The 22,266-nt window shown below is 53.1% G+C and carries 18 protein-coding genes; 7 read left to right on the top strand and 11 right to left on the bottom strand.

Translation table 11 applies throughout. The annotated features are described in order from the left end of the window. Positions 1-389: 389 nt before the first annotated feature. Positions 390-1,280, bottom strand: coding sequence for a hypothetical protein (locus tag ACVB80_RS08540; protein ID WP_481080866.1), 891 nt, complete (start codon positions 1,278-1,280; stop codon positions 390-392). 62 nt (positions 1,281-1,342) lie between these two features. Between ACVB80_RS08540 and ACVB80_RS08535 the strand changes: the two genes are divergently transcribed. The 3 genes from ACVB80_RS08535 (at position 1,343) to ACVB80_RS08525 (ending at position 3,223) form a co-directional block, all read left to right on the top strand. Next, a complete protein-coding gene (locus ACVB80_RS08535; protein WP_481080865.1) occupies positions 1,343-1,624 on the top strand; it encodes a hypothetical protein in 282 nt (93 codons plus the stop codon). A gap of 83 nt (positions 1,625-1,707) precedes the next feature. After that, the gene (locus tag ACVB80_RS08530) at positions 1,708-2,496 is read left to right on the top strand and encodes a substrate-binding periplasmic protein (protein WP_481080864.1); all 789 of its coding nucleotides are present in this window, start codon (positions 1,708-1,710) and stop codon (positions 2,494-2,496) included. A 151-nt stretch (positions 2,497-2,647) separates the two neighbouring features. Next, complete coding sequence (locus ACVB80_RS08525) at positions 2,648-3,223, top strand: porin family protein (protein ID WP_481080863.1); 576 nt, start codon at positions 2,648-2,650, stop codon at positions 3,221-3,223. Here ACVB80_RS08525 and ACVB80_RS08520 read toward each other — a convergent pair. From ACVB80_RS08520 to ACVB80_RS08500, 5 genes are all read right to left on the bottom strand, one after another. Further along, positions 3,211-4,260, bottom strand: coding sequence for an AraC-like ligand-binding domain-containing protein (locus ACVB80_RS08520; RefSeq protein WP_481080862.1), 1,050 nt, complete (start codon positions 4,258-4,260; stop codon positions 3,211-3,213). The genes ACVB80_RS08525 and ACVB80_RS08520 overlap by 13 nt on opposite strands. 106 nt (positions 4,261-4,366) lie before the next feature. After that, complete coding sequence (locus ACVB80_RS08515) at positions 4,367-4,489, bottom strand: hypothetical protein (RefSeq protein ID WP_481080861.1); 123 nt, start codon at positions 4,487-4,489, stop codon at positions 4,367-4,369. Then, a complete protein-coding gene (locus tag ACVB80_RS08510) occupies positions 4,476-5,696 on the bottom strand; it encodes an FMN-binding protein (RefSeq protein ID WP_481080860.1) in 1,221 nt (406 codons plus the stop codon). Before ACVB80_RS08510 ends, ACVB80_RS08515 begins: the two co-directional genes overlap by 14 nt. A gap of 43 nt (positions 5,697-5,739) precedes the next feature. Beyond that, the gene (locus ACVB80_RS08505; protein WP_481080859.1) at positions 5,740-6,018 is read right to left on the bottom strand and encodes a tetrachloroethene dehalogenase; all 279 of its coding nucleotides are present in this window, start codon (positions 6,016-6,018) and stop codon (positions 5,740-5,742) included. Between the two features lie 11 nt (positions 6,019-6,029). Continuing rightward, positions 6,030-7,448 (bottom strand): reductive dehalogenase, encoded by a 1,419-nt coding sequence (locus ACVB80_RS08500; RefSeq protein ID WP_481080858.1) that lies wholly within the window; start codon positions 7,446-7,448, stop codon positions 6,030-6,032. Between the two features lie 288 nt (positions 7,449-7,736). Between ACVB80_RS08500 and ACVB80_RS08495 the strand changes: the two genes are divergently transcribed. Beyond that, positions 7,737-9,329, top strand: coding sequence for an ABC-F family ATPase (locus tag ACVB80_RS08495; protein ID WP_481080857.1), 1,593 nt, complete (start codon positions 7,737-7,739; stop codon positions 9,327-9,329). A gap of 56 nt (positions 9,330-9,385) precedes the next feature. Here the strand turns inward: ACVB80_RS08495 and ACVB80_RS08490 are convergent, their stop codons facing one another. Continuing rightward, on the bottom strand, positions 9,386-9,850 hold the full coding sequence (locus ACVB80_RS08490; RefSeq protein WP_481080856.1) for a DUF3592 domain-containing protein: 465 nt from the start codon (positions 9,848-9,850) through the stop codon (positions 9,386-9,388). A gap of 641 nt (positions 9,851-10,491) precedes the next feature. On the opposite strand from ACVB80_RS08490, the gene ACVB80_RS08485 reads away from it, so the two are divergent. Then, entirely contained in the window at positions 10,492-11,331 is an 840-nt protein-coding gene (locus tag ACVB80_RS08485; protein ID WP_481080855.1) for an SAM-dependent methyltransferase, read from the top strand. A 106-nt stretch (positions 11,332-11,437) separates the two neighbouring features. Here ACVB80_RS08485 and ACVB80_RS08480 read toward each other — a convergent pair whose 3' ends face one another. Further along, positions 11,438-11,575: a hypothetical protein gene (locus ACVB80_RS08480; RefSeq protein WP_481080854.1), complete on the bottom strand. Its 138-nt coding sequence runs from the start codon at positions 11,573-11,575 to the stop codon at positions 11,438-11,440. 69 nt (positions 11,576-11,644) lie between these two features. On the opposite strand from ACVB80_RS08480, the gene ACVB80_RS08475 reads away from it, so the two are divergent. Both ACVB80_RS08475 and ACVB80_RS08470 read left to right on the top strand, forming a co-directional pair. Then, positions 11,645-13,297, top strand: coding sequence for an SgrR family transcriptional regulator (locus tag ACVB80_RS08475; protein WP_481080853.1), 1,653 nt, complete (start codon positions 11,645-11,647; stop codon positions 13,295-13,297). 86 nt (positions 13,298-13,383) lie between these two features. Next, positions 13,384-14,925: a glutamate synthase-related protein gene (locus tag ACVB80_RS08470; RefSeq protein ID WP_481080852.1), complete on the top strand. Its 1,542-nt coding sequence runs from the start codon at positions 13,384-13,386 to the stop codon at positions 14,923-14,925. 67 nt (positions 14,926-14,992) lie between these two features. Here ACVB80_RS08470 and ACVB80_RS08465 read toward each other — a convergent pair whose 3' ends face one another. From ACVB80_RS08465 to glgX, 3 genes are all read right to left on the bottom strand, one after another. Further along, entirely contained in the window at positions 14,993-17,578 is a 2,586-nt protein-coding gene (locus ACVB80_RS08465) for an alpha-amylase family glycosyl hydrolase (protein ID WP_481080851.1), read from the bottom strand. A gap of 459 nt (positions 17,579-18,037) precedes the next feature. Beyond that, positions 18,038-19,810: a diguanylate cyclase gene (locus ACVB80_RS08460; RefSeq protein WP_481080850.1), complete on the bottom strand. Its 1,773-nt coding sequence runs from the start codon at positions 19,808-19,810 to the stop codon at positions 18,038-18,040. A 387-nt stretch (positions 19,811-20,197) separates the two neighbouring features. Continuing rightward, a complete protein-coding gene (glgX, locus tag ACVB80_RS08455) occupies positions 20,198-22,207 on the bottom strand; it encodes a glycogen debranching protein GlgX (protein WP_481080849.1) in 2,010 nt (669 codons plus the stop codon). Positions 22,208-22,266: the final 59 nt, after the last annotated feature.

Genomic DNA, 22,266 nt, shown 5'->3' with positions numbered 1-22,266 from the left:
ATGCCTCTAAATGGCCTGGAATAAAAGGGTCAGAGCCGTTTTAAATCAGAGCGTTATTGATGAAATTGAAGGCTTACCGGGAGCAGGTAGAGGGAAGCTAAGTAAGGCAGGAAGATCGGATGGCGGAAGAGCACTGATAAGTAAAACGGCTCTGACCCTCTTTAATTTGACCCTCTTTAATTCCACCTTTGTCATCCCGGCCTTTGAGCCGGGATCTGGTAAAGCGATCTGAGGTCCAACAGAAACACTGGCCCTGCCACGCATACAGGTCCATCCTGAACCTGATTCAGGATCTGGTTTCAGCAAGGGCGGAGGTAAAGGTTTGAGTACTGCCAGTACTCACATTTTTTAGGTTAATTACAGGGTCAAGATCTGTCTTTTGCCCCACGTTATAACATTCCAGTATCGATTAGATTAAACTCTTTAATTCCGCGAACAACAGGTTTATAGAGACATTCTTTCATCGATTTGGTTGATGAAAAATGAAACAAGTCTATGAGCAGATAAGTACGAGCTGGAGTATGTAATTTGTAGTAGCTAGCACACTCCCCGTATTCAAGCACCTCAACATTTCCAAGAACTTTTAGCCGGGACTCCAGGTTCATCGTTAGAATGATGTCGGGGGTAACGATATCAATTTGTTCTGAGAAAAAGTTAATAGCTGAGGATTCAAATGCTTTCGTAAATCCATCAACAAGGTTCCAATCTACTTGCCAGTTGCCTGAGTCATTGCTTAGTTTGGACAGGTTCATAAAGGCAAAGCTCAGGCCTTGATCTGTTGCGAATGTTTCCGCGATCTCAGAAGCATTTGGGATCTCCTCCCATTTACAGCAGTTATGATTCAATCCATATGCAATATAGAATTTCAAAGCGTGAAATCTATGCTGATTCAGAGACCTGTCACCTATAGTTTTTTTTTCAGTGTAATGGTAATGCAGCAAGTCAATATAGTTGTCACCAGTAATATTCAGGGACTCTCGGCCTATAAACAAAACTTTGCACTTTTGTTTGAAGTAGTGTGGGTAGAAGCCATCAAAGACCATATGATCTGAAGTGCGGTTATAGGGAAAGTTTTTCACTGATGCGGACTCATACCACTTCTTGAAAAGTGTATTGAGTTCGTTCTGAACTCTCGTCTCGTTATTCGGATAGTTTAGCTTAGAGAAGTGCATATAGGCTTGCCATTGCTTGTTAAGATTGTCATCAAGATATAGTTTGTTATCGTACAGTTCTTTGCTGGCTAACTCAAAGCTAGGTTTGCTATACGGGAGTCTTTTCACAAAACTGCTTTCAATGCTACCTTACCCCCAAATCCCAGCCACCAGGCAGTACCAAAGCGCAAATGACCACCACCAAAATCACTGCAGTCAAAGTCTTTAAACACCTGGCAAAACTTACACTCCACTGTGCACTGGTCTCCGTTGTCGCGGTCTGTGTGATTCTCTGGGCGATGACCATTGTACCGTTTGATGATCCCTACCTTTCCGATGCTGACTATGGGATTCTGATGGCCCGGCAGGACCTGATGATGACCCTGGCACAGTACGGGGCGTTGTTCTTTTATGGAGTAGGTGTTTACCTGCATATTGTACGGCCTTTTTTAGGCTGCAAATTCCGGAAATGAGAGACTGATACTGGCAGCTTTTGAATCCGGCGCTTATCTTCATCTATCTTTAAAGTAACAACATTATCACGGACGAAGATGCTTTGAGCTTGCGCCGCCACCTCTCCACACTCGCTTTCTCACTGCTGTGCTTTTCACAGGCAGCGCAGAGTAATACCCTGGAATCACTGACTTTCTACACTGAACAGTATCCGCCTTTTAACTACAGTGAAAATGGTGAGCTAAAAGGGATCGCGGTCGATATGCTGGAGGCCGCCAGCAGGAAAGTCGGTCAGCCGGTTACGCCGGACATGGTCAAACTCCGTCCCTGGCCGCGCGCTTACCGGGCTGTCAAGCAGGATCCAAATACCGTGTTGTTTACCATGGTCCGCACCCGCATGCGGGAGGAGATGTTCCAGTGGGCAGGACCTATCTACAAAGTCCGGGTGGTGATGCTGGCCAAGAAAAGCCGTAACATCCGGATATCCGGGCCGGAGGATCTGACCAGGTATTCGGTAGGCGTTATTCTTGATGATGTTGGTGAACAGCTCGCTCTGGAAGCCGGGGTCGCGCTGGTGAATCTTGAACGGACAAACACAGCAGACTCTCTTGCGAAAATGCTTGAGTATGACCGGATTGACCTCTGGGCTTATCAGGAGACAACAGCGCACTGGAGCATGGCTCATGTTGGGATCAACGAAGATGAGTACGAAGCCGTTTATGTGCTCAACGAGGCTGATCTTTACTATGCATTCCACCGTGACACCGATCCCCGCCTGCCAGAGGCGCTACAAAAAGGGCTCGATCTGATTAAAGTACCGGACCCGGAAACCGGTGACAGTGAGTACATGCGGATTTTGCGTAAGTATGAGCTGGAGCCGTTTACCCGGTAGCAAGACCAGATATTCCGGTACCTGCTTTCCCCGCGACAATCTCCTAACATTCCCCGATACAGCCAGACGATTCCGCCACAGATCCCTGGAAAAGTATTCATTACACTGCCTTCGAATCAATAACCTAGACGAATACTTAACAGGTAACAAAATGAAAAAAGCAGTGGCGTTCGCTCTTACGACTTTATTTGCAACAGGTGCACTGGCGGGTGCAACTGATCCAGGTTTTTACGCCGGTGGTGGTGTTGGCCTGACCAAAAGCAAACTGAACAATCTGGATTACGTACATTCCAACACTCTGCATGGTGACCGTGCTCTGCGTGTTTATGGTGGCTACCAGTTCAACCGCATCATTTCTGTTGAAGGTGGCTACACGAAATACGGCGAGTTTAAACTTATTCCTGCCAAAGGTTACGCATGGGATCCAAGTGCTCTTTCGATTGCGGCTAACCTGGGCTACACCTTTGACAACGGCCTTCGTCCGTTTACAACGCTTGGTCTTTCATACCTGAGCCTGAACGAAAAAGGCGGCCGGGCTTTCTCTGATGATTCTGGCAGTGCTTTCCGCTACGGTATCGGCCTGGAATACTCCCCTGCACAGATTGAAGGTCTGGGTGTTCGAATTGCATACGAAGCTGATGGGTTTAACCTTGTTGATGCAGAAGACGGCAGGTCAAACACATTTGCCCTGAGTTCTGTTTACCTGGGCGCGTCTTACAAGTTCTGATAATCCGCTGTTGAGCTGATTAATCTGCGTGAAGCCACTTCTCTGGAAGTGGCTTTTTTTTGGGGGCAGCTCCCTGCCGGCAGTGTACGGCTTTGTCCTTTCTCTCTCCACTGCCGGGGGCTGAGTCCGTATTTGTCACGGAATGTCCGGCTGAAATGGGAGGAGCTTTTAAATCCCCAGCTGTAGGCGATTTCGGTGATCGATTTTCCGGCCAGAACGGGGTCTGTCAGTGCACTGCTGCACTTTTCCAGCCGTCGTTCGATCAGCAGGCGTGCAATCGAGTGTTCCTGCGTTTCAAACAGTTTATTCAGCGAGCGCAGCGACATCTGGTTCTGGCTGGCAATCATAGCCGGATTCAGTTCAGGGTTGTGCAGGTTCTGCTCTATATATTCCCGGATCCGGGACTGCTGATAAGCGCGATAATCCGATGTGCTGCAGCTGTTTTCACTCAGGTGCGCCATAGCGGCGGTGTTGACGGTATCAATCAGAGAGCTCAGAAGACGTTCGCTCTGGTAATGGGGCAGTGCAGGCGCCTCGCGGGCGAATGCCTGAATCAGGGTTGAGGCGACAAAACCAGAACCAGAAGTGCCATCAATACCCAGGCCGGTCAGCAGGGCGGGTGAGAGCAGTTGCTGGCGGACCAGTGGCCACGGAAGACGCATAACATACAGGGTGGTTGGTTCGCTGAACTGCATTTCGAAGGGCCTGCAGGAGTCGAGCAGGGCGAAATCACCTGGCTGCAGGACGTCGCACCGTCCACCCTGGCTGAACGCGCCTTCTCCCTCCAGCTGTAAGGTCAGGATGAGAGCCGGGGCCGGGTTATGGTGATGAGTCCGTTGCAGGCGGTGCGCGGCGGTATTGAGCTCGAAAAGATCGAGCGGGCCCAGCCGGGAGTGCGAGACCTGGCCGTCAAAAGGTTCAGACGGGAGGTTTTCACAGCGAAAACTGACGTCGGAAAAAATCCCTTTGGTTATGCGTTGCCAGCATTCCAGCCGCTCTGGCTCAGGAAGGTGGCTGGTTGACAGGGTATGGCGCATAGATATCACCGCACTATTCAAAATATCAGTTGCTCTGATTAAGAATCATACAGTGATACCGGATAAAAGGACATTGCACAGTTCACATTCGGTATTTCGTTCAGGGCTAGGCCAGCCCAAACCATTGCTGAATAAAGAAGCCCAGCACGGTGAGGATGCTCAGGCCATACAGTATTGCTGTGATCAGGTAGCCGTCGGCGGATTTTTTCGACCGGTTACGACTGCTCATGGTGTGTCTCCCTGATTGTGATGGCGTGGCGCCGGTACTGGTTCCAGCGTTTGAGGCTTCTGGCACGAAGCTCCACACTGGTGTTGAGAAAGCGCCCCAGCGGGCACAGCAGCTTGCACCAGAAATCACTGACCAGCGCGGCCCCGAAAAGACTCAGCGGCAGGATGTACCACTGAATGCCGATACCATCGAGTGAAAACAGCATAGAGAACGGCTCGTAAGAGCCAACCGCCGGGGTGCGGGAGAGGAAAATAAGCATCAGTGAGGCCCACAGCAGCGTGTTGGTCACGGTTTTCAGGTTCCGGCTCAGCCACGGGTACAGGGGCAGGTTGAGCCCGCTCAGTTTGTGCAGCCAGCGCTGGATTTGATGAAACGGACAAAGCTGGCTGCAGTAGACATTGCGCCCAAGCACCAGTATGGCACCGAGTGAGCCGGTCAGCATGATGTACCACAGCAGGTGCTCCCGGGGCGACGGGAAGTAACCCAGCAGCAGTGAGCCTATCATGGTGACCGACATGGCTGAATTAAGGTAGTAACCAATCAGGATTACTGAGCTGGTGGCCAGCAGCTGTCCGTAACGTTTCTGCCACTGACGGGGCACTTTCTTAATCACCAGGGCGGCAATGAACAGCAGTACAGCAAGTGCTTCTTTATGTCCGGCGCTGAAGTGTGGTTCATTCCAGCTGGCAGGCAGATCGTAACGGGCTGCGGCCTGGTGAGCGGCGGTACGCACCGCACCGGTAATAGCGCGGGATGAGAGAGTAGCCCCACTCAGGGCATCGATATCCTCCCCGGGCAAAAAGTCATTGTTGAGCGGCTGATGCAGGAACTGCCGCCAGAAATGGCTGCCCTGAAAGCGGCGAATATACCCCGGGGTTTCCTTGTGGCTGAGCAGGGTGGTGCTGACCAGGCGGCCTTTGCTGATCTCCGTGGCCAGCAGAAGTGGCCCACCGTATCCAGGGCTTTCGCCAAGGCTGATGTGGCGGGTTTCGCTGTCTTTGCTCAGCAGGTACTGATGGCCGGGTGCATCATCGAGACGGGTGATGGTATATCCGCTGTAGTGTTCTTGCAGCAGGACGGAATAATCGGGCTGTTGCCAGATAAGGCCGGTCACCAGTGCGCCAGCCAGAGACAGCCACGCAGCGGTCGTCAGCCAGCGTGAAGTACGGCGGCTGACGGAAGTTGAGGGGGATATCCGTCTGGACATACTGCTCTCCGGGAACGGGCGGCGCAGGGCGCCGCGGGAAAGGTCAGGCTCTGGCGGCTGGCTGAATGTAGTGACGCCAGGTCAGAACCGCGGTGATGAGTGCCGGAAGCCCGAAGCAGAGCAGTCCCATCGCTCCGGACTGCGGCTCGCCTTCGGCAAATGACGCCCACGACCAGCCAATACAGATCCAGCCCAGTCCAAAGGTGGCCAGCAGGCCAAGGTGAGCCGGGATGCCGAGTTCATGATGCTTTCTTAGCTCTGCATAACCCCACAGGGCGGCGGTGGTCGCCATGCCCATCAGATACCACATTAATCCAATCATGCTGGTGCTCCTCAGATAAAATCGCCGTCAAAACCGCTTCGCCAGAATTTGATTACGGCTTTTTCATCATTGATGTTGCCGTAACCAAACAGTACGTCGGCTTCCTTCATCATCCGGTGGACAATACCGGTGGTGAACGTGTTGGAAGCATCGATCAGTCTGTGATGCCAGAAATCCGGCTTGTTCCACGGACAGGCAGCGATACAGGCACCGCAGTCCCCGCCATTATCGGACCAGAACTTGAAGCACTTTTTCGCGTCGTTGTAGAACTTGTGCATGCCGGGAACGCCATGCCAGTTGTAGTTTGGGTCGTCGCTGCCAGGGTAAGTTGGGCCCATGGACGGCTTGTCATCCATACTGATGGCGCCGGACGGGCAGGATTCAGCGCAGCGCTTACAGTTCTCACAAAACTCCATGATGCCGAAGTCGCGGGGTTTGTCGTAGGCGCCTTCTTCCAGCTCCAGATCGGTATACACTTTGCAGATGCGCACCCGTGGGCCGAGTGTCGGAGCGATAAGGCAGCCGTTGCGCGCACCTTCACCCAGCCCGGCGGCTATGGCGTAAGCGACGGAGTTGCCAAGGTCATTGCCTGAACCTACTGCCTGGAATCCAAGGTTACGCAGGAACTTCGCCATGGAACCGGCCAGTACGGTGTTCATGCTGTAACCCATCGCTGCGGTTGCAGAGCCGGGGATCATCGGAGCCGTAGCCATGGCTTCATAGTCCATATCGACCAGCATCACGATGACGCTTTTGGGCTCAAACGGAAAATCCTCTTCCCAGCTCAGTGTTTTTTCTTTGGAGACATCATAGAGCGGGTCGTAATCCCAGCGTTTGTCGCGGCGGCAGATCCCGACGCGGGCCGCGCCAAAGGTTTTGGCGGCGGTTTTGATGGCGCTGACTTTTTCAACCGAGTCTTTGAACGGATAAGGGTGAGGCGACACATCGGACTGATCCCACCCAAGAATGCCGCTGTTGGGGACGCCTGCTGCCTGCATCGGTGAGAGCTGGTTCATTACTTCCCAGCAGGCCCCTTCCAGCGCGTAATCGAGCTGGGTATAACCGACGCGGCTGTTGTCGGCGCGGGTATGCGCGGTGTAATAGTTGAGGAAATGGTGCTGGAAGTTGAATGGCGTTTCTCCTGCCTGCAGCGGACCGCCACTTTCATTACCAAAGCTTTGGTTACGTTCCGGGTATTGTGCGGCCAGCGCGCGGCTGGTGGCGTAGGTCAGCAGTACGTTACGCTGATCCATGGGGTGAAAGTCCGGGGCGATCTCCACCGGAAAACCATCCTGCTCAACGCCTTCTACTTTGTGTTTAATCCAGCCTCCGGCTCCGGCGATGACTCCGGCCCCGGCCAGGGTTCCTGCGCTCAGTTTTAGCAGGTTGCGGCGGCTTTCATCCACGCCTGCGGTTTCTTTCTCGCTCATAGATCCTCTTTACTTGCGTATCCGTTCACGGCTGCTGGTATTGTTTCACGCAGCTGAGCTGAGAACTTGTCTGAGCGGGCATCCGTTTTTGTCTGAGAGGGCACAAGTGAGAGGAGCAGTGACTGTGAGCACTATTTACACTGTAAAGCAGGTCAGATTCTGCCTTGCTGAATGCTGCAAATCCGTAACTGATAGTAATCATAATGTGACAAACTTCAAAATAACTTGCAGTTTGCCCCCCCAGCAAGTAAGTTGGCGTCCAATTTATAAGCACCTAAGGTATAGACGTTGATTTCTACAGCTAACATCACCCAACAATTTGGCGCAAAGCCACTCTTTGAGAACATCTCGGTTAAATTCGGCGAAGGCAATCGCTATGGCCTGATCGGCGCCAACGGCTGTGGCAAATCAACGTTTATGAAAATCCTTTCCGGTGAGCTGGAGCCGACCTCAGGTAACGTAAGCTACGACCCGAACGAGCGCGTCGCTAAGCTGAACCAGGACCAGTTCGCCTACGAAGAGTTCACAGTAGTTGATACCGTTATCATGGGTCACAAAGAGCTGTGGGAAGTGAAGCAGGAACGTGACCGTATCTACTCCCTTGCGGAGATGAGCGAAGAAGACGGCATGAAAGTCGCCGATCTGGAAGTTCAGTTCGCAGAGATGGACGGCTACATGGCAGAAGCCAAAGCCGGTGAACTGCTGCTGGCGGTAGGTATCCCTGAAGAGCAGCACTTCGGCCTGATGAGCGAAGTTGCACCGGGCTGGAAACTGCGTGTGCTTCTGGCGCAGGTACTGTTTGCTGACCCGCACATCATGCTGCTCGACGAACCAACCAACAACCTGGATATGGACACCATCCGCTGGCTGGAAGAGACCCTGAACCAGCGTAACTGCACCATGATCATCATCTCGCACGACCGTCACTTCCTGAACAGTGTCTGTACCCACATGGCTGATCTGGACTACGGTGAGCTGCGTGTTTACCCGGGTAACTACGATGAATACATGACGGCAGCAAGCCAGGCCCGTGCCCGTCTGCTGGCAGACAACGCCAAGAAGAAAGCACAGATCGCTGAGCTGCAAACCTTCGTAGCGCGTTTCTCGGCAAACGCATCGAAAGCGAAGCAGGCGACTTCCCGTGCCAAGCAGATCGATAAGATCCAGCTGGACGAAGTGAAAGCATCGAGCCGCCAGAACCCGTTCATCCGTTTCGAGCAGAGCAAAGAGCTGTTCCGTAACGCACTGAACGTGGAAGGTCTGTCTCAGGGTTATGAAGAAGACCTGTTCTCAGGCTTTGACGCTATCTTTGAAGTGGGTGAGCGCGTTGCGATCATCGGTGAGAACGGCGTGGGTAAAACCACTCTGCTGAACACCCTGGCGGGTGCAATGGCGCCGCGTACCGGTGAGTACAAGTGGTCTGAAAACTCAAACATCGGTTACTACGCGCAGGACCATGCAGAAGATTTCGAACAGGACATGAACCTGTTTGACTGGATGAGCCAGTGGCGTCAGGAAGGGGAAGATGAGCAGGTAGTGCGCAGCTTCCTGGGCCGCATGCTGTTTGGCCAGGACGACATCAAGAAATCAGTAAAAGTGATTTCCGGTGGTGAGCAGGGCCGTATGCTGCTTGGCAAGATCATGATGCACAAGCCAAACATTCTGCTGATGGACGAACCAACCAACCACATGGATATGGAATCGATCGAATCACTGAACACCGCGCTGGAGCAGTACAAAGGCACTCTGTTCTTCGTATCGCACGACCGCGTGTTCGTAGACTCTCTGGCTACCCGTATCCTGGAAGTCCGTGACGGTAAGATCCACGACTTCCGCGGTACTTACGCCGAGTTCCTGAAAGCGAAAGGCATTGAAGGCTGATAAGCCTGAACAGAAAAGCCCGGACAGTTTAGTTGTCCGGGCTTTTTTTTATAGAATCACTCTGGCGACGTATCCGGCTGTGGGTGACATCGTTGCAGTAACTCACAGCAAATTCCCGCCAGCAGGTACCAGGAGAGGATAAACCAACCAGCCAGCCATTTATCGAACTCAGGTGCGATATGAGCGATGGCCGTATCCTGTTTTTGGTGTCTTATCTTTATCTGTTTACCCAAAGGGAAATGAAAACAGTCGTTGTCGGATAAACTTGATAACTGAAGCTTCTCACCATGCTGGTCTGTGTAGCTTATCAGTACTTCGCAGGTTGGAACCCAATATCCCAGACCGTGGTCAGACTGATACTTCTCCTTATCGATATGTCCGGTGACTTCGCCCCAGGTCTCTGTATACATGTCCTGATCTTCAGGCCGGGAAAGCTTCAGATAACCCCAGATCAGTATCAGTGTAAGCAGCACAAATACGATGGCAAGCTGTACCGGGAGCAGGCAGAAAACCCTTTTCAAAAACTCCTTCCTTTCTTTCTGTTATTTGTTTTTAGAATGGTGACGATGGTCACATAAGGGGTGTGGGGTTACGTTAGTTTAATGTCAATTTATTATTCATTCCGGGGCTCAGATGACAAAGTCACCTGAACATTCAGGCGGCTTCAGAAATCAGACCGAAGAGATGACCGAGCGGGAAGTGATCGATAAGTACGCGCCGGACAGCGGCCTGTAGCCTGCCAGCCTTTGAAAGCATAAATGGGATAACCGTTGGGGTTCACGCGTATAAGCGTTGAATCCTCAGCGGGAGATTGATACATTTGTCATCGTAAATACATTCCTCAACTGGAGACGCCGCTCCGGGATTAACAAGAGTTTTAATCCTGGGAACTGAAAAAACTTAAACGCACTTTAGATACAAAACACGAACCCGGGTAACTGTGCCTGGCCGTTACGTTTGCAACTTTTTTGCGGGCTGGCTGCTGCACATGAGTCTGGCAACTTCGTGAACTTTCCATATTGCTTAGCGCAATGTGTCGTGTCTGTGTGTTTGGTTATTTCTGTTGGCGGAACTTCAGCATTACGACACTCCTCATTAGATTTAGCTTTCACGCAGACTCACTTAAGACTCCCGTAAGGGATAATTTATTAAGGCAAACGAGATGTTTGAAAAACTAAACAAAATCAATGCAAAACCAGCGCTGTACGGGTTCTACACCGCCGCAGACATGTGGAATGATCCGTATATTTCAACCCAGATGCTTGAGTTTCACCTGAGCGATTCAACCGAGCTGGCATCCAGAAACAGCGCGTTTATTGAGCGCAGCGTGGAGTGGATTGTTGGGCGATTTGAACTGGGTAAGGGCAGCGCAGTGGCCGACTTTGGCTGCGGCCCGGGCCTTTATGCCAGCCGCTTTGCTGAGCGCGGAATTAACGTCACCGGGGTCGATTTTTCTGAAAACTCCATCTGCTACGCCAGAGCGCAGGCGGCAGAAAAAGGGCTTGAGATTGACTACCGCAACCAGGACTACCTTGAGTTCAGAGCGGACAGAAAGTATGACCTGGTGACCATGATCTACTGCGACTTCTGCGCCCTGAACCCGGAGCAAAGACGCACCTTGCTGGCCCGGTACTATGATGCCCTGAGCGAGGGTGGCTCACTGCTGCTCGATGTCTGCTCCATGGCTCAGTACAACAAGGTGGCAGAGATGTCTGAACTTGCGTTTCGCCAGATGGGTGACTTCTGGGCAAGCGGTGACTACTACGGTTTCCTGAATACGTTTAAGTATGAAGAGCAGAAAGTGGTGCTTAACAAGCACACCATCGTAGAGCCGGAGCGCACCCGGACCATCTATAACTGGCTGAAGCACTTCAGTCTGGAAGAACTGCGTCGTGAACTGGCACAAAGCGGTTTTGAAGTGGTGGAACACTACGCCAATGTCGCCGGTGATCCTTACTCTGAAGAGGCCACCGAAATTGCTGTGATTGCGCGTAAAGTGTAGTTCAGCTTAAGTCCTGGGGGATACGGGGAGTTCCCCGTATCCCTCGCTTACGGGTACATCAGTAAAAGATGAACTTGTAGTTGGTTTGCGCATATCTGAGTTCATATCAGATAAACAGAGCCACCATAACCACAACAGCCAAAACCTGAATCACCGGATGTGCGGGTTTTGTTACTGTTGTGATGTTCTCTTCACGATGACGCTCTGCGCCCAGCGTATATTTTGGATGATAGATCGGATACATATTGACCTCCTTAGTGGTGTTGGAGGTATTATTGAGTCTATAACCTGAATAAATAACGACTGGATGAAAATGGATAGTTCGTCTTTTATTTCCGCCGCACTGCTGCAGCGGCTCAGACAACTGAGTAAGTGGTATCCGCCCGGAGATGAGGTGGAAGTGGAGCTGCCGGTCCTGGCTGAAAAGCTGGCCTGCAGCGAGCGTAACGTCAGCAAGCTGATGCGCTCTCTGGCTGACAAAGAGCTTTTGAACTGGACGGCCGGGCGGGGGCGGGGAAGGCGTTCTAAGCTTGAGCTGCGCAAAAGTTTTGGTGAGGTGCTGCTGGGCCAGTTTGAGCAACTGGCGAAAAGCGGCCGTATCGATCAGGCGTATCACCTGGCGGAGCAGTTTGATCAGCAGTCGCTGTTTCAGGACAGGCTGCCGCTGTGGCTGGACAAAGCACAGGAGCAGCTCCGTGAGCTGAATACTCTGGTTTGTCTGGTTCCTTACTCTTTCCCCGAGTGGCGGCCATATCGGGCGCTCTCTGCCCGTTCAGTGATGCTGATTAACAGTTTGTTTGATCCTCTGGTTCGTTTCGATGCCGATCAGCAGCGTATCGTTCCTCACCTTGCGCACCGCATTGTCTGGTCTGAAACTCAGCTCCGGCTGCGTATTCGTGAGCATGTGAAGCTGCACAACGGGAAACCGCTGACGCCTGAGCTGGTTAAAGACAATATCGTTTACCGGCGGGATACCCCCCATCCGTATCAGCTGTTGTTCCGGCACCTTGACAGCGTGGAGGTGGACGGTCAGTGGGTGGTGTTCACTCTTGGTCAGCCTGATCCGGTTTTTCTTCATCTGTTGGCAGACGCGCACAGCGCCGTGTTTGACTTATCCGCGCAGGATAAACCGGCTGGTACCGGCCCTTATCAAATTGATCTGCACCAGCCTGATCACTGGAGCCTGGTACGAAATAAACACTACTTTGGTTTTGGTGGCCAGATAGAGCGGATTGATTTCTGGGCAAACATGAGCTCATCGGGGCCTGCGTATGCTCACCTTCAGGAGGTCACTGGTCAGGAGGCAGAAGAGGAGGGAGTGGAGCGCAGTGGCTGTAGTGTATTGCAGTTTAAACACCATTCATCCTCCTTGTCTGCGGAAGAGAGGGCCTGGCTGGTGTATCATTTTCGGGCTGCCCTGCCACCTGAAATGAGCCCCGCCAGCACATTGCTCCAGCATCATCAGGATGAGGGATTTCATCTGTTTAATACCAGCATGCAGCTTCCCGGGCGGGAGGTCGTCTTTGAGTATGGTCATTGTGAGCAGCAGGACGCCCTTCACTGGGTACTTCACTCCCTGAGCCGGCTGGGACTGAAGTGGACCACCAGGAAAAAAGGTGCAGTGGCAGACAAGGCAGCAGATGTTATCTATGACTGCTATGTGTTCAGTGATGATACCGCTTTTCAGTACTACGAATGGCTGCTTGCCGGGGAGGTATTTACTGATTGTTTGCCAACGGGTGCACAGCAGAGTCTGGTGCGTTTTATCGATATTCTGATGCAGGAGAGTGAAAACAGTCAGGACTTTTTGCGCAAGCTCTACCGGGCGGAAGACTGGCTTATTCAGAACTATTATTACGCGCCGCTTTGGCGTGACAGCATCGCCTATTCCCACGCAGAAAACCTGCATGGTACTGAGACTGACAATATGGGGATCATGTCGCTGGCGAATATGTGGCTGGAGTAAAACTGCGCCGGTTTGGCTGATTGCACCTATGCTTTTGACTACGGGAGACCATAACTTCCGGTCAGTCAAAGCAAAAGGAAGGCAACATGAGTAAACCCATAATCGCCGCTGTCCGGCCGGCTAAAGTCAGCCTGAAAGCGGGAGAAGAGAACTATTTCTGTGTTTGCGGACGTTCTCAGAAACAGCCGTTCTGCGACGGCTCCCACGCCGGAACTGAGTTTAAGCCAAAGCGTTTTGCAGCAGACGAAAGCGGTGATGCTTATCTGTGTCAGTGTAAACACAGCCGCAATCTGCCCTACTGTGACGGCAGCCATAAACAGTTCGATGCCGGTCAGGTGGGGAAAGAAGGCCCGGGCGTCAGCACCGGTGAGGGCGCGCCTCAGGCCGTCGCGACCAAAGAGGAGCCGACGGTTACTTTTATCCATCAGCTTGCCCGGGAAGGGTTGAGCAGCATGGGCCATCATGGCCCCATGACGTCGATGGGTGTGCCGAGACACCAGTTGCCGCACTGGGATGACCTTCAGATTATGGTGGCCCAGATGGCGACCAGGCCTCTGATGGAAGACGTGCCGGTCGACACTGAGCTGGTGATCGGCCCGGAGGCGAAAAAACCGCTTAAGCTGACTATCCCGCTGTTTGTGTCGGATATGAGCTTTGGCGCCTTGTCTGAAGAAGCCAAGACGGCGCTCGCAAAAGGAGCTGAGCTGGCCGGAACCGGGATTTGTTCCGGCGAGGGTGGCATGCTGCCTGAGGAACAGGCTGCGAACTCGCGTTATTTCTACGAATACGCCAGTGCCGGATTCGGTTACCAGGAGTCACTGCTCAGCAGGGTACAGGCGTTTCACTTCAAAGGTGGGCAGGGTGCCAAAACCGGTACCGGCGGACACCTTCCCGGAGCGAAAAATATCGGTAAGATAGCCCAGGTGCGCGGGATTGAAGCGGGCACGCCAGCCATCTCCCCTCCAACGTTTAAAGATCTCCACACGGTCAAAGACTTTGCCCGCTTTGCAGACCGGGTACGGGAAGTCTCCGGTGGCATTCCGGTCGGATTCAAGCTCAGTGCCAACCATATCGAGCGTGATATTCAGTTCGCTCTGGATGCGGGCGCGGACTATATCATTCTTGACGGACGGGGCGGCGGCACCGGAGCCGCCCCGGAGATGTTCCGGGACCATATCAGCGTACCGACCATTCCGGCACTGGCCCGGGCGAGGCGCTGCCTGGACCGGCAGGGAGCCAGCGGGCGGGTGACCCTGATCATTACCGGTGGGCTGAGGGTGCCGATGGACTTTGTTAAAGCCATGGCGCTCGGCGCCGACGGCGTGGCGGTATCCAACAGTGCGATGCAGTCCATTGGCTGCGTTGCGGCGAGAATGTGTAATACCAACAACTGCCCGGCGGGGATCGCGACCCAGAAAGCGGACCTTCGCCAGCGGCTTAATGTGGACAAGTCAGCACGTCAACTGGCTAATTTCTTTGAAGCGTCAGTCTCACTGATGCAGGTGATGGCCAGAGCCTGCGGTCACGACCATCTGAGCAAGTTCAACCGCGATGATCTGGCGACCTGGCACCGGGAGATGGCGATGCTCTCCGGGGTGGCCTATTCGGGGTATCTGCCTCTGGAGTAAGAAATCAGGCCGGACAGCGAGTGCTGCCCGGCCTGTTTTTGGTTGGTCTGCTTGTGACAGACTGTTTTTAGCGGGGCTGGCTGAACACAGTCACAGCGGTGCCTTCAACCAGAGTCTGACCTGAGAGGCCGCTGACGCTGGTGGTACCACTGGCATCGGCGATTTTGGTCCAGCTGCCTGACGGCAGGCTGATGGTCTGGTTGTTGCCGCTGTTGTAGACCACAAACAGGTTGTGGCTGTCTGCCGGATACCGGATGTGTCCGGTAACCAGCTGGCCGCCAAAGGCATCCGGGCGTGTCACGCTCATATAGCTGGCGATGTCCTGGTTGCTGGTCATACGAAGGCCCGGGTGGGCTTTGCGCAGCGCGACCAGATCCCGGAAGTAGCCAAAGCTGGCGGCATTATCCACCTTACGCTGCCATTTGATGCTGTTGAAGCTGTCCGGCGCGTTGTATGTGTTGTGGGTACCACCGTGCTCACCGTAGTTCCAGGCATCAGCGATATGCATCTGCTCATCGCGGGTTTTGGTGCGCAGGAATTCGTCTCCGGCATGGATAAACGGAATGCCCTGACTGGTCAGGATCATGCCGGTACCGAAGTTAACGATACGTTTGGCGTAACCCAGGTCAGCTGGCGGTGTCAGGGAAAGGATCTGATGCGAACCGTTCTGGCTGACGTTGGTGGACAGGCTGAGGTAAACCTTGTCCCACAGGCCGAAGTTATCGTGAGCGGAGATGTAGTTGATGCTCTGCTCCGGATCGGCGGCGTAGTTGCGGAACCAGGTGCCGTTGCGGCCATCGTTCGGGTCATAAGCCGAACCGCGCAGGCCGTCGTAGATTGACCAGCCGTTATCTGCGCCGGACAGGTTATTAAACATATATCCGGTACGGGTATCGTCGTTAGAGCCTTTCAGCGCTTCACGATAGGCACCGTTAAACACGCCTACGTGCTCTTCCACCATCTTGTGTGTAGTGCCGTAGCGCACCCGCTCGCCCTCTTTGGCATCATACGCGTAGCCATTCCATGGTTCGCCGTAGAGCAGCAGGTTACGGCCCGGGAAGCGCTCGTTCAGGTGGCGGCCCCATTTCTCCACCTCTGCGTGAGAGAAGATGCCGATCAGGTCAAAGCGGAAGCCGTCGATGCCGTACTCATCCACCCAGTAGGCCAGCGAGTCCTGGATCATCCTGCTGACCATAGGTACGTCTGCGTCGATGGAGTTGCCGGTACCGGAGAGGTCGGTTGGGGTGTAGTAACTCTGGGAGATGTTTTCGAACATCTCTTTTGAGTAGGTGTGGTTGTAGACCACGTCCATAATCACCCGGATCCCCGCTTTGTGGAACTCGTTCACCATGGTCTTAAACTCTTTGGCGCGGGCCTGGTAGTCGGTGGGCACCTGAGAGTAGCGCTCTTCCGGCACATTGTAGTTACGCGGGTCGTAACCCCAGTTGTAACAGGGATCGCTGTCCGGCAGGCCGTCGCAGGTCGCATAGTCATAGACCGGCAGCAGCTGTACGTGGGTGACGCCAAGCTCAAGCAGGTGGTCCAGGCCGGTTTTAGCCCCGTTGTAACGGGTGCCAGGCTCGACCAGCCCCATATACTTACCCTGTTTGTTGCTGCTCACGCCTGATGTCGGGTGGATGGAGAAGTCGCGCACGTGCAGTTCGTAGATCACCGCGTCTTCACGGTTTAACAGCTGTGGCCGCTCTGCCCAGCCACCGTCTGGTGCTGTACGGCTCATATCCATGACGATATTGACCGCCTCCTGGTCTCCGGTGCCCGGCTTCGCCATTTTTCCGTAAGGATCGCGGACCTGAACTCCGTTGATTTTAAAGGTGTACTCGGCAAGGTGCAGGTCACCGCTGACGCTGGTCTGATAGACACCGGTGTAGCCGTTAAAGTCGCTGACTTTGCTCAGCGGATACTCCTGGCCATTTACGGTTACAGTGACCTGACTGCTGTCCGGAGACCAGATGGAGAAAGTGGTTTTGTCACTCTGATACTCAGCGCCGAGCGTCTCAGTACAGCCTGTCTCACACGGTGAGTCCAGCGCTTCCAGCGTGTAGGCCAGGGTCTGGTCATTGACTGTGATCCGGTAGTTGCCGGTGACTGAGGTGTAGATATCATCGCCAGAGGCATCCAGTACGCCGTCCGCGTTATCATCGCCGTAGTTCTGGCTCCAGTCGCCCGTCACATCGAACTTAAATCTCTGCTCACTCTGGCCGTCAAAATGGACATCCAACTGCCAGGTATTGGCGCTGACTTTGGTCATGGCGCTGGTCGCCCAGCCGTTAGCGGTGCCACGGAAGTAGAGCTGGGCGAATCCCGGCTCCCCTGCATCGCAACTGCTGACCTGGGTGGTATTGATGGTCTGGCTGTCCGGGTAAAGGTCGATTTTATAGTGCTGGTTGCCGGTGACCACGTAATCCTGGTCCGGAATGGCCTGCTGCCAGTCGCCATAACGGTCGAGCTTAAAGCGCGGTGAGCCGTTCTCGTCGCCGCTGGCGAAGTACTGGCAGGTCTGATAGTGATTGCTGGTCAGCCGGGTCATCGCGGCAGCGTTCCAGTCGTTGGGTGTTCCCCGGAAATACCAGTCTGCGTATGCCTGGCTGCTGGCCAGGCAAAGACCGGTGAAAAGCAGAGGTAGGGTTTTCATTTTTATCTGTTCCTTTTGTCCTGCGCCGGCGTCAGTGCCGACTCCCAACACATAGAACAAAAAAAACGTGCCTGAAGAGCCTGAAACAGCAAAATGTGATGCCGTGTCCACATTGTGCGGCTTCGAATTTAATTGCTGTGACTTGGCTAACTCAGCCTCCTTTTCTACGCCCCTCCGGGTGTGTCAGGGGATGAGATGAACCCCGGGTCTATTGGTTTTACTGGAGGTATTTTCTTTTATTTCAATGGTTAATTATGTAATTCTGACGATTATTATGGATGAAGATTGATGAGGTGAGTGGTGGTTTGGAAAGGAACAGTCAGGGTAGATGAAACGTATCTCAACAAATCTTTTTGGGAAGGTTGTGTGCTGCACTCTGATGAGGGGTAAAAGCAGGCAGAATAGGAAGAATAAAAAAATGCCGGGCAGGCCCGGCATGAAGAGTTGATTATGAGCTGTTTAAGCTGCTTTCATTATCACCTGATTGCGGCCGGAGTTTTTAGCCTGCAGCAGGGCTTTGTCTGCCCGGATGATACTCGATTGCTCACCTTCTTCTACCTTGCTCAGACCTACGCTGACCGTCAGGTGCAGGGTGTGGCTGCCAATCAGGATTGGCTGGTTGGCGATGCTTGAACGCAGTGCCTCCAGCTGGGCATAGGCCTCCTGATTGTCACGGGCATGAAACAACACGCAGAACTCTGCACCGCTAATCCGCGCGATGCTGAGGGCGCCAGGTTCTGGAAAGTAAGAGCGCAGGATAGCCCCGGTCTCTTTCAGTACCCGGTCTCCGATAGCGTGACCAAAGCGATCGTTGTAGTTGCGGAAGTTGTCGATATCCACAAACGCCAGGTAGTAGTCAGGTTTGATCAGAGCAAAATCGAGTTCCTTACGCAGCCGGGCCTTATTATCCAGCAGGGTCAGCGGATCTTTGTATTTCAGGTGATCGCGCAGAATGTGGTTGCTCAGCTCGGCTGAAGCAAAGGTCTGAATGGATTTGATCACAACGCCTGGTAGCGGCAGACGGCATGTGATGTACAGAATGCCACCCAGCTTACCTTTGTGGTTGAGTGGGATCCGGTAGTGGCGTTGGTTAATACGCAGGTTTTGCGCCAGGTGGTCGGCGTCTTTTCCCATGTAGTAACCCACTTTGTTTGACTGAAGCTGCTTTGACAGCTTTTTCGCTTCCACAATCAGCTGGCGGTGGCCACGGTAATCCAGGGTGGCAAAAGTCTGGCTGCATGGGTAGTAGATATACAGCTGAACACCGCGGGCAAAGCAGAAGCGCTTGATGGTTTGTTTCAGCAGACTCTGGAAAGCGAGCAGATCCTCGGTTTTGCTCAGGCGGCGCAGGTCGCGGTTGAGCTGAACACCGAGGTATTTGATGGCAATCCAGGTGGAGATAAGTGCAAACAGGATCAGGGCTGTCAGATAGTACTGGTTACTGCTGGACAGGATATCGGCGCGGTTGGTACCGGCAACAAACACCCAGTCGAGGTCATTGGCGGCATCAAACACGGAGATATGGTTCTGGCTGTTGTGGTAGAACTCCAGTTTGCCATGTTTCTGCCCTTTGTTGATCAGTGGCTCAACGCCGGCAAGATAATTGATCGACTGCTGGCCGATCTTGCGGCTTTGCGGGTGATAAACCAGTCTGCGGGTATCCCGGTCTACAATAAACAGATAGCCATGATTAAGCGGAGTGAGCTGTTTAAGATGCTGGGTGAGGTAAAGGAGGTCAAACTCAATCCACAGTGCATAAGCCGGAGTATCATTGGAATGCCTGACGGCAAACACCCAGTGGCCCGGGGTTTTTTCATAAATGGACGACACTTCGAAAGCTTCACCATATTCACTCAGGGAGTGCCAGCTCAGCCCTTTGACCATTGCCGGGGAGAGTCCGCTTTGCGCAGCCGTCAGGTAGTTATTGTTGTTTTTTTCATGCAGCACTATGTCTGAATAGAGTGGGGTATCACGCAGCAGCTTTGCAACCGTCTGCTGGTAAGAGTCAGAGCCCTGCTCTTCCCATAACCGTTCCAGTACATAGAACTTGTTGATGGCAGCACTCAGATGGGCATCTAACATTGCGCTGGCAATGCGGATGCTGGTCTGGGACTGCTGATAAGCCGAGAGTTCAGATTTTGTAGCCTGTACGCCGGCCAGATATAAACTGTACAGCGCAAGGGAGACCAGCAGCGGACGCAGCAGTCTCAGAATGTATTTAGGTAATGCCATTGACGTATATGTTTTTTGTTAAATTATTTTGATTTGGCCAGATCCTTACGCTTCGTATGTCGTCTGGTATCTGAACCTGGGCGCCATATTATTGTGAAATCTGGCACCTATCAATGATTATATTAATGGTCAATGGTAGGGGTTGAAACGTATACAGGCCATGGTGGTGATGGAGCGCTTTGCTTCACTTCGTGGTACGTGGTTCGCGGGTTTGGTTCAGGAAGGTGGGGAGAAAAAAATCCCAACAGCTTAGCTGTCGGGATTTATCATATTGCCGAGAACCGAGAACCGAGAACCGAGAACCGAGAACCGAGAACCGAGAACCGAGAACCGAGAACCCAGTACCTAGAACCCAGTACCTAGAACCCAGGACCGAGTACCAAGCTCTTACTCTTCCGTTTCTTTACTCTCGCTTTTCGCCTTTGCTTTTCGTTTCACCCCATGCTCCCTGCACGACAGGATCACCATAGAAAATGGCTCAACCAGTCGTTCGCGGTCTGCTGGCTGGGGTTCGACCTTGGCCTGGGTAGTATCACACAGCACCGTCCATTTCTGGCCCAGGTCTGAAGGCAGCTTATAGCGGGCCGGTACACTGGACTGGTTAATGAGGTAAAGCAGTTCATCACCGTCTTCATCCAGCCCCAGATGCAGGGCAATAGCCCGGATCTGGTTCCAGTCGTCATGAGACATCAGCTCACCACCGGTACGCATCCAGCTGACCCGGTTGCGATGGCGTGAGTTACCGCTGAAGGCTTTGACGAACGGCAGCATATACTTCTGGCGGGCGGCATTCATATCAGCCAGCCACTGCCGGAAGTTTTGCTGGGTATGGGTCAGGTTCCAGTCCAGCCAGCTGGTTTCGCTGTCCTGACAGTAGGCGTTGTTGTTGCCGCCCTGGGTGTGGGAGACCACATCCGCCATCAGAATGTGCGGGATACCAAAACCAAACAGCAGACTGGCGATGAAATTACGCTTTTGCTTCTCACGGGTTGCCAGGATCAGCGGGTTGGTGGTTTCCCCCTCGATGCCATAGTTATCAGAGCGGTTGTCACCGTGGCCATCACGGTTACCTTCGCCATTTTTGACGTTGTTTTTATGTTTGTAAGAGACCAGGTCCTGCAGGGTAAAACCGTCGTGATAGGTAATGTAGTTGACGGTCAGCTTCTCCGGCCAGCGGCTGGCGGAGTATATATCCCGAGAGCCCATGATCCGGGTGGCGAACTCCTTCAGATAGCCGAAATCACCGCGCCAGAAGCTGCGGGTAATATCGCGGAACTTATCGTTACACTCATTCCAGCCATCAGGGAAGTTACCGACCTGGTAACCGTTCGGACCGATATCCCACGGCTCTGCAATCAGTTTAACTTTTTGCAGTACCGGGTCCTGGCCAACCGCCTGGAAGAACGAAGCGCCCTGGTTGAAGTGCTCCCGGTTGCGACCCAGCGTTGCCGCCAGATCGAAACGGAAACCATCGATACGGTATTCCTGTACCCAGTAGCGCAGCGTATCCATCACCAGGTTCAGGGTTGGCTGGTGGGTCAGATCCAGCGCGTTACCACAACCGGTATAGTTGGAGAAGTGATGGTCATGGCGCAGGTAGTGACGGTGGTCGAGTGCCTTCAGGTTAAAGACTGGTCCGCCATCGCCGGCTTCTGCACTGTGGTTGTACACCACGTCCATAATCACTTCGATGCCGTTACGGTGCAGCTCGCGCACCGCGGTTTTAAATTCGGTGACTGCATCCTGGGTGGCGTACCTTGGGTCCGGCACCATAAACAGATACGGGTTGTAGCCCCAGTAGTTCACCATTCCGCGTTCAAGCAGATGCGGTTCGTGCATACAGGCGGTAACCGGCAGTAACTGAAGCGCAGTGACGCCCTGCTCTTTATAGAAAGAGAGCATTGCCGGAGAGACCAGCCCCAGGTAACTTCCCTGATGACGGGCTTCCACTTCCGGATGAAGTTTGGTGACGCCTTTTACATGAGTCTCGTAAAGGACGATTTCTTCAATCGGCCGGTTTGGTGATTTTACGTCCTGCCAGTCAAAGTGATGGTCAGCCACCACACATTTGCTGATCTGCCAGCTTTTTTCAGGGCTGAAAGGGGGGGCGTAGCCAAGTGGCCCATCTAATGCTTTTGCGTATGGGTCGGAGATGAGTAATTTTTCGTCTTTATGATCGACGACGTAACCGTAACGCTGTCCGGCTTTGATTCCTTCAATATAGGTATAAAAAATTCCCTTCGGACCGGACGTTAAAGGGAACGTTTCAAATTCCTGGCTGTCTTTAAACAGTACCAGAGCAATGTTCTTCCCTTCTGGTGCGTGAATGGCGAAGTTGCATCCGTTGCTGTCCAGGGTCGCACCTAAAGGGTATGGGCTTGCCAGATTGTTTTCCATGATCATGTATTTTTGGTTCTAGTTATAGCTCTCTACAAGTATGAGTTGTGACGAAAATC

It is taken from the genome of Vibrio sp. 9-16B-A1, assembly GCF_056726165.1.
The sequence above is the reverse complement of the archived record's forward strand: the minus strand, read 5'-3'. Positions and strand labels throughout refer to the sequence as shown.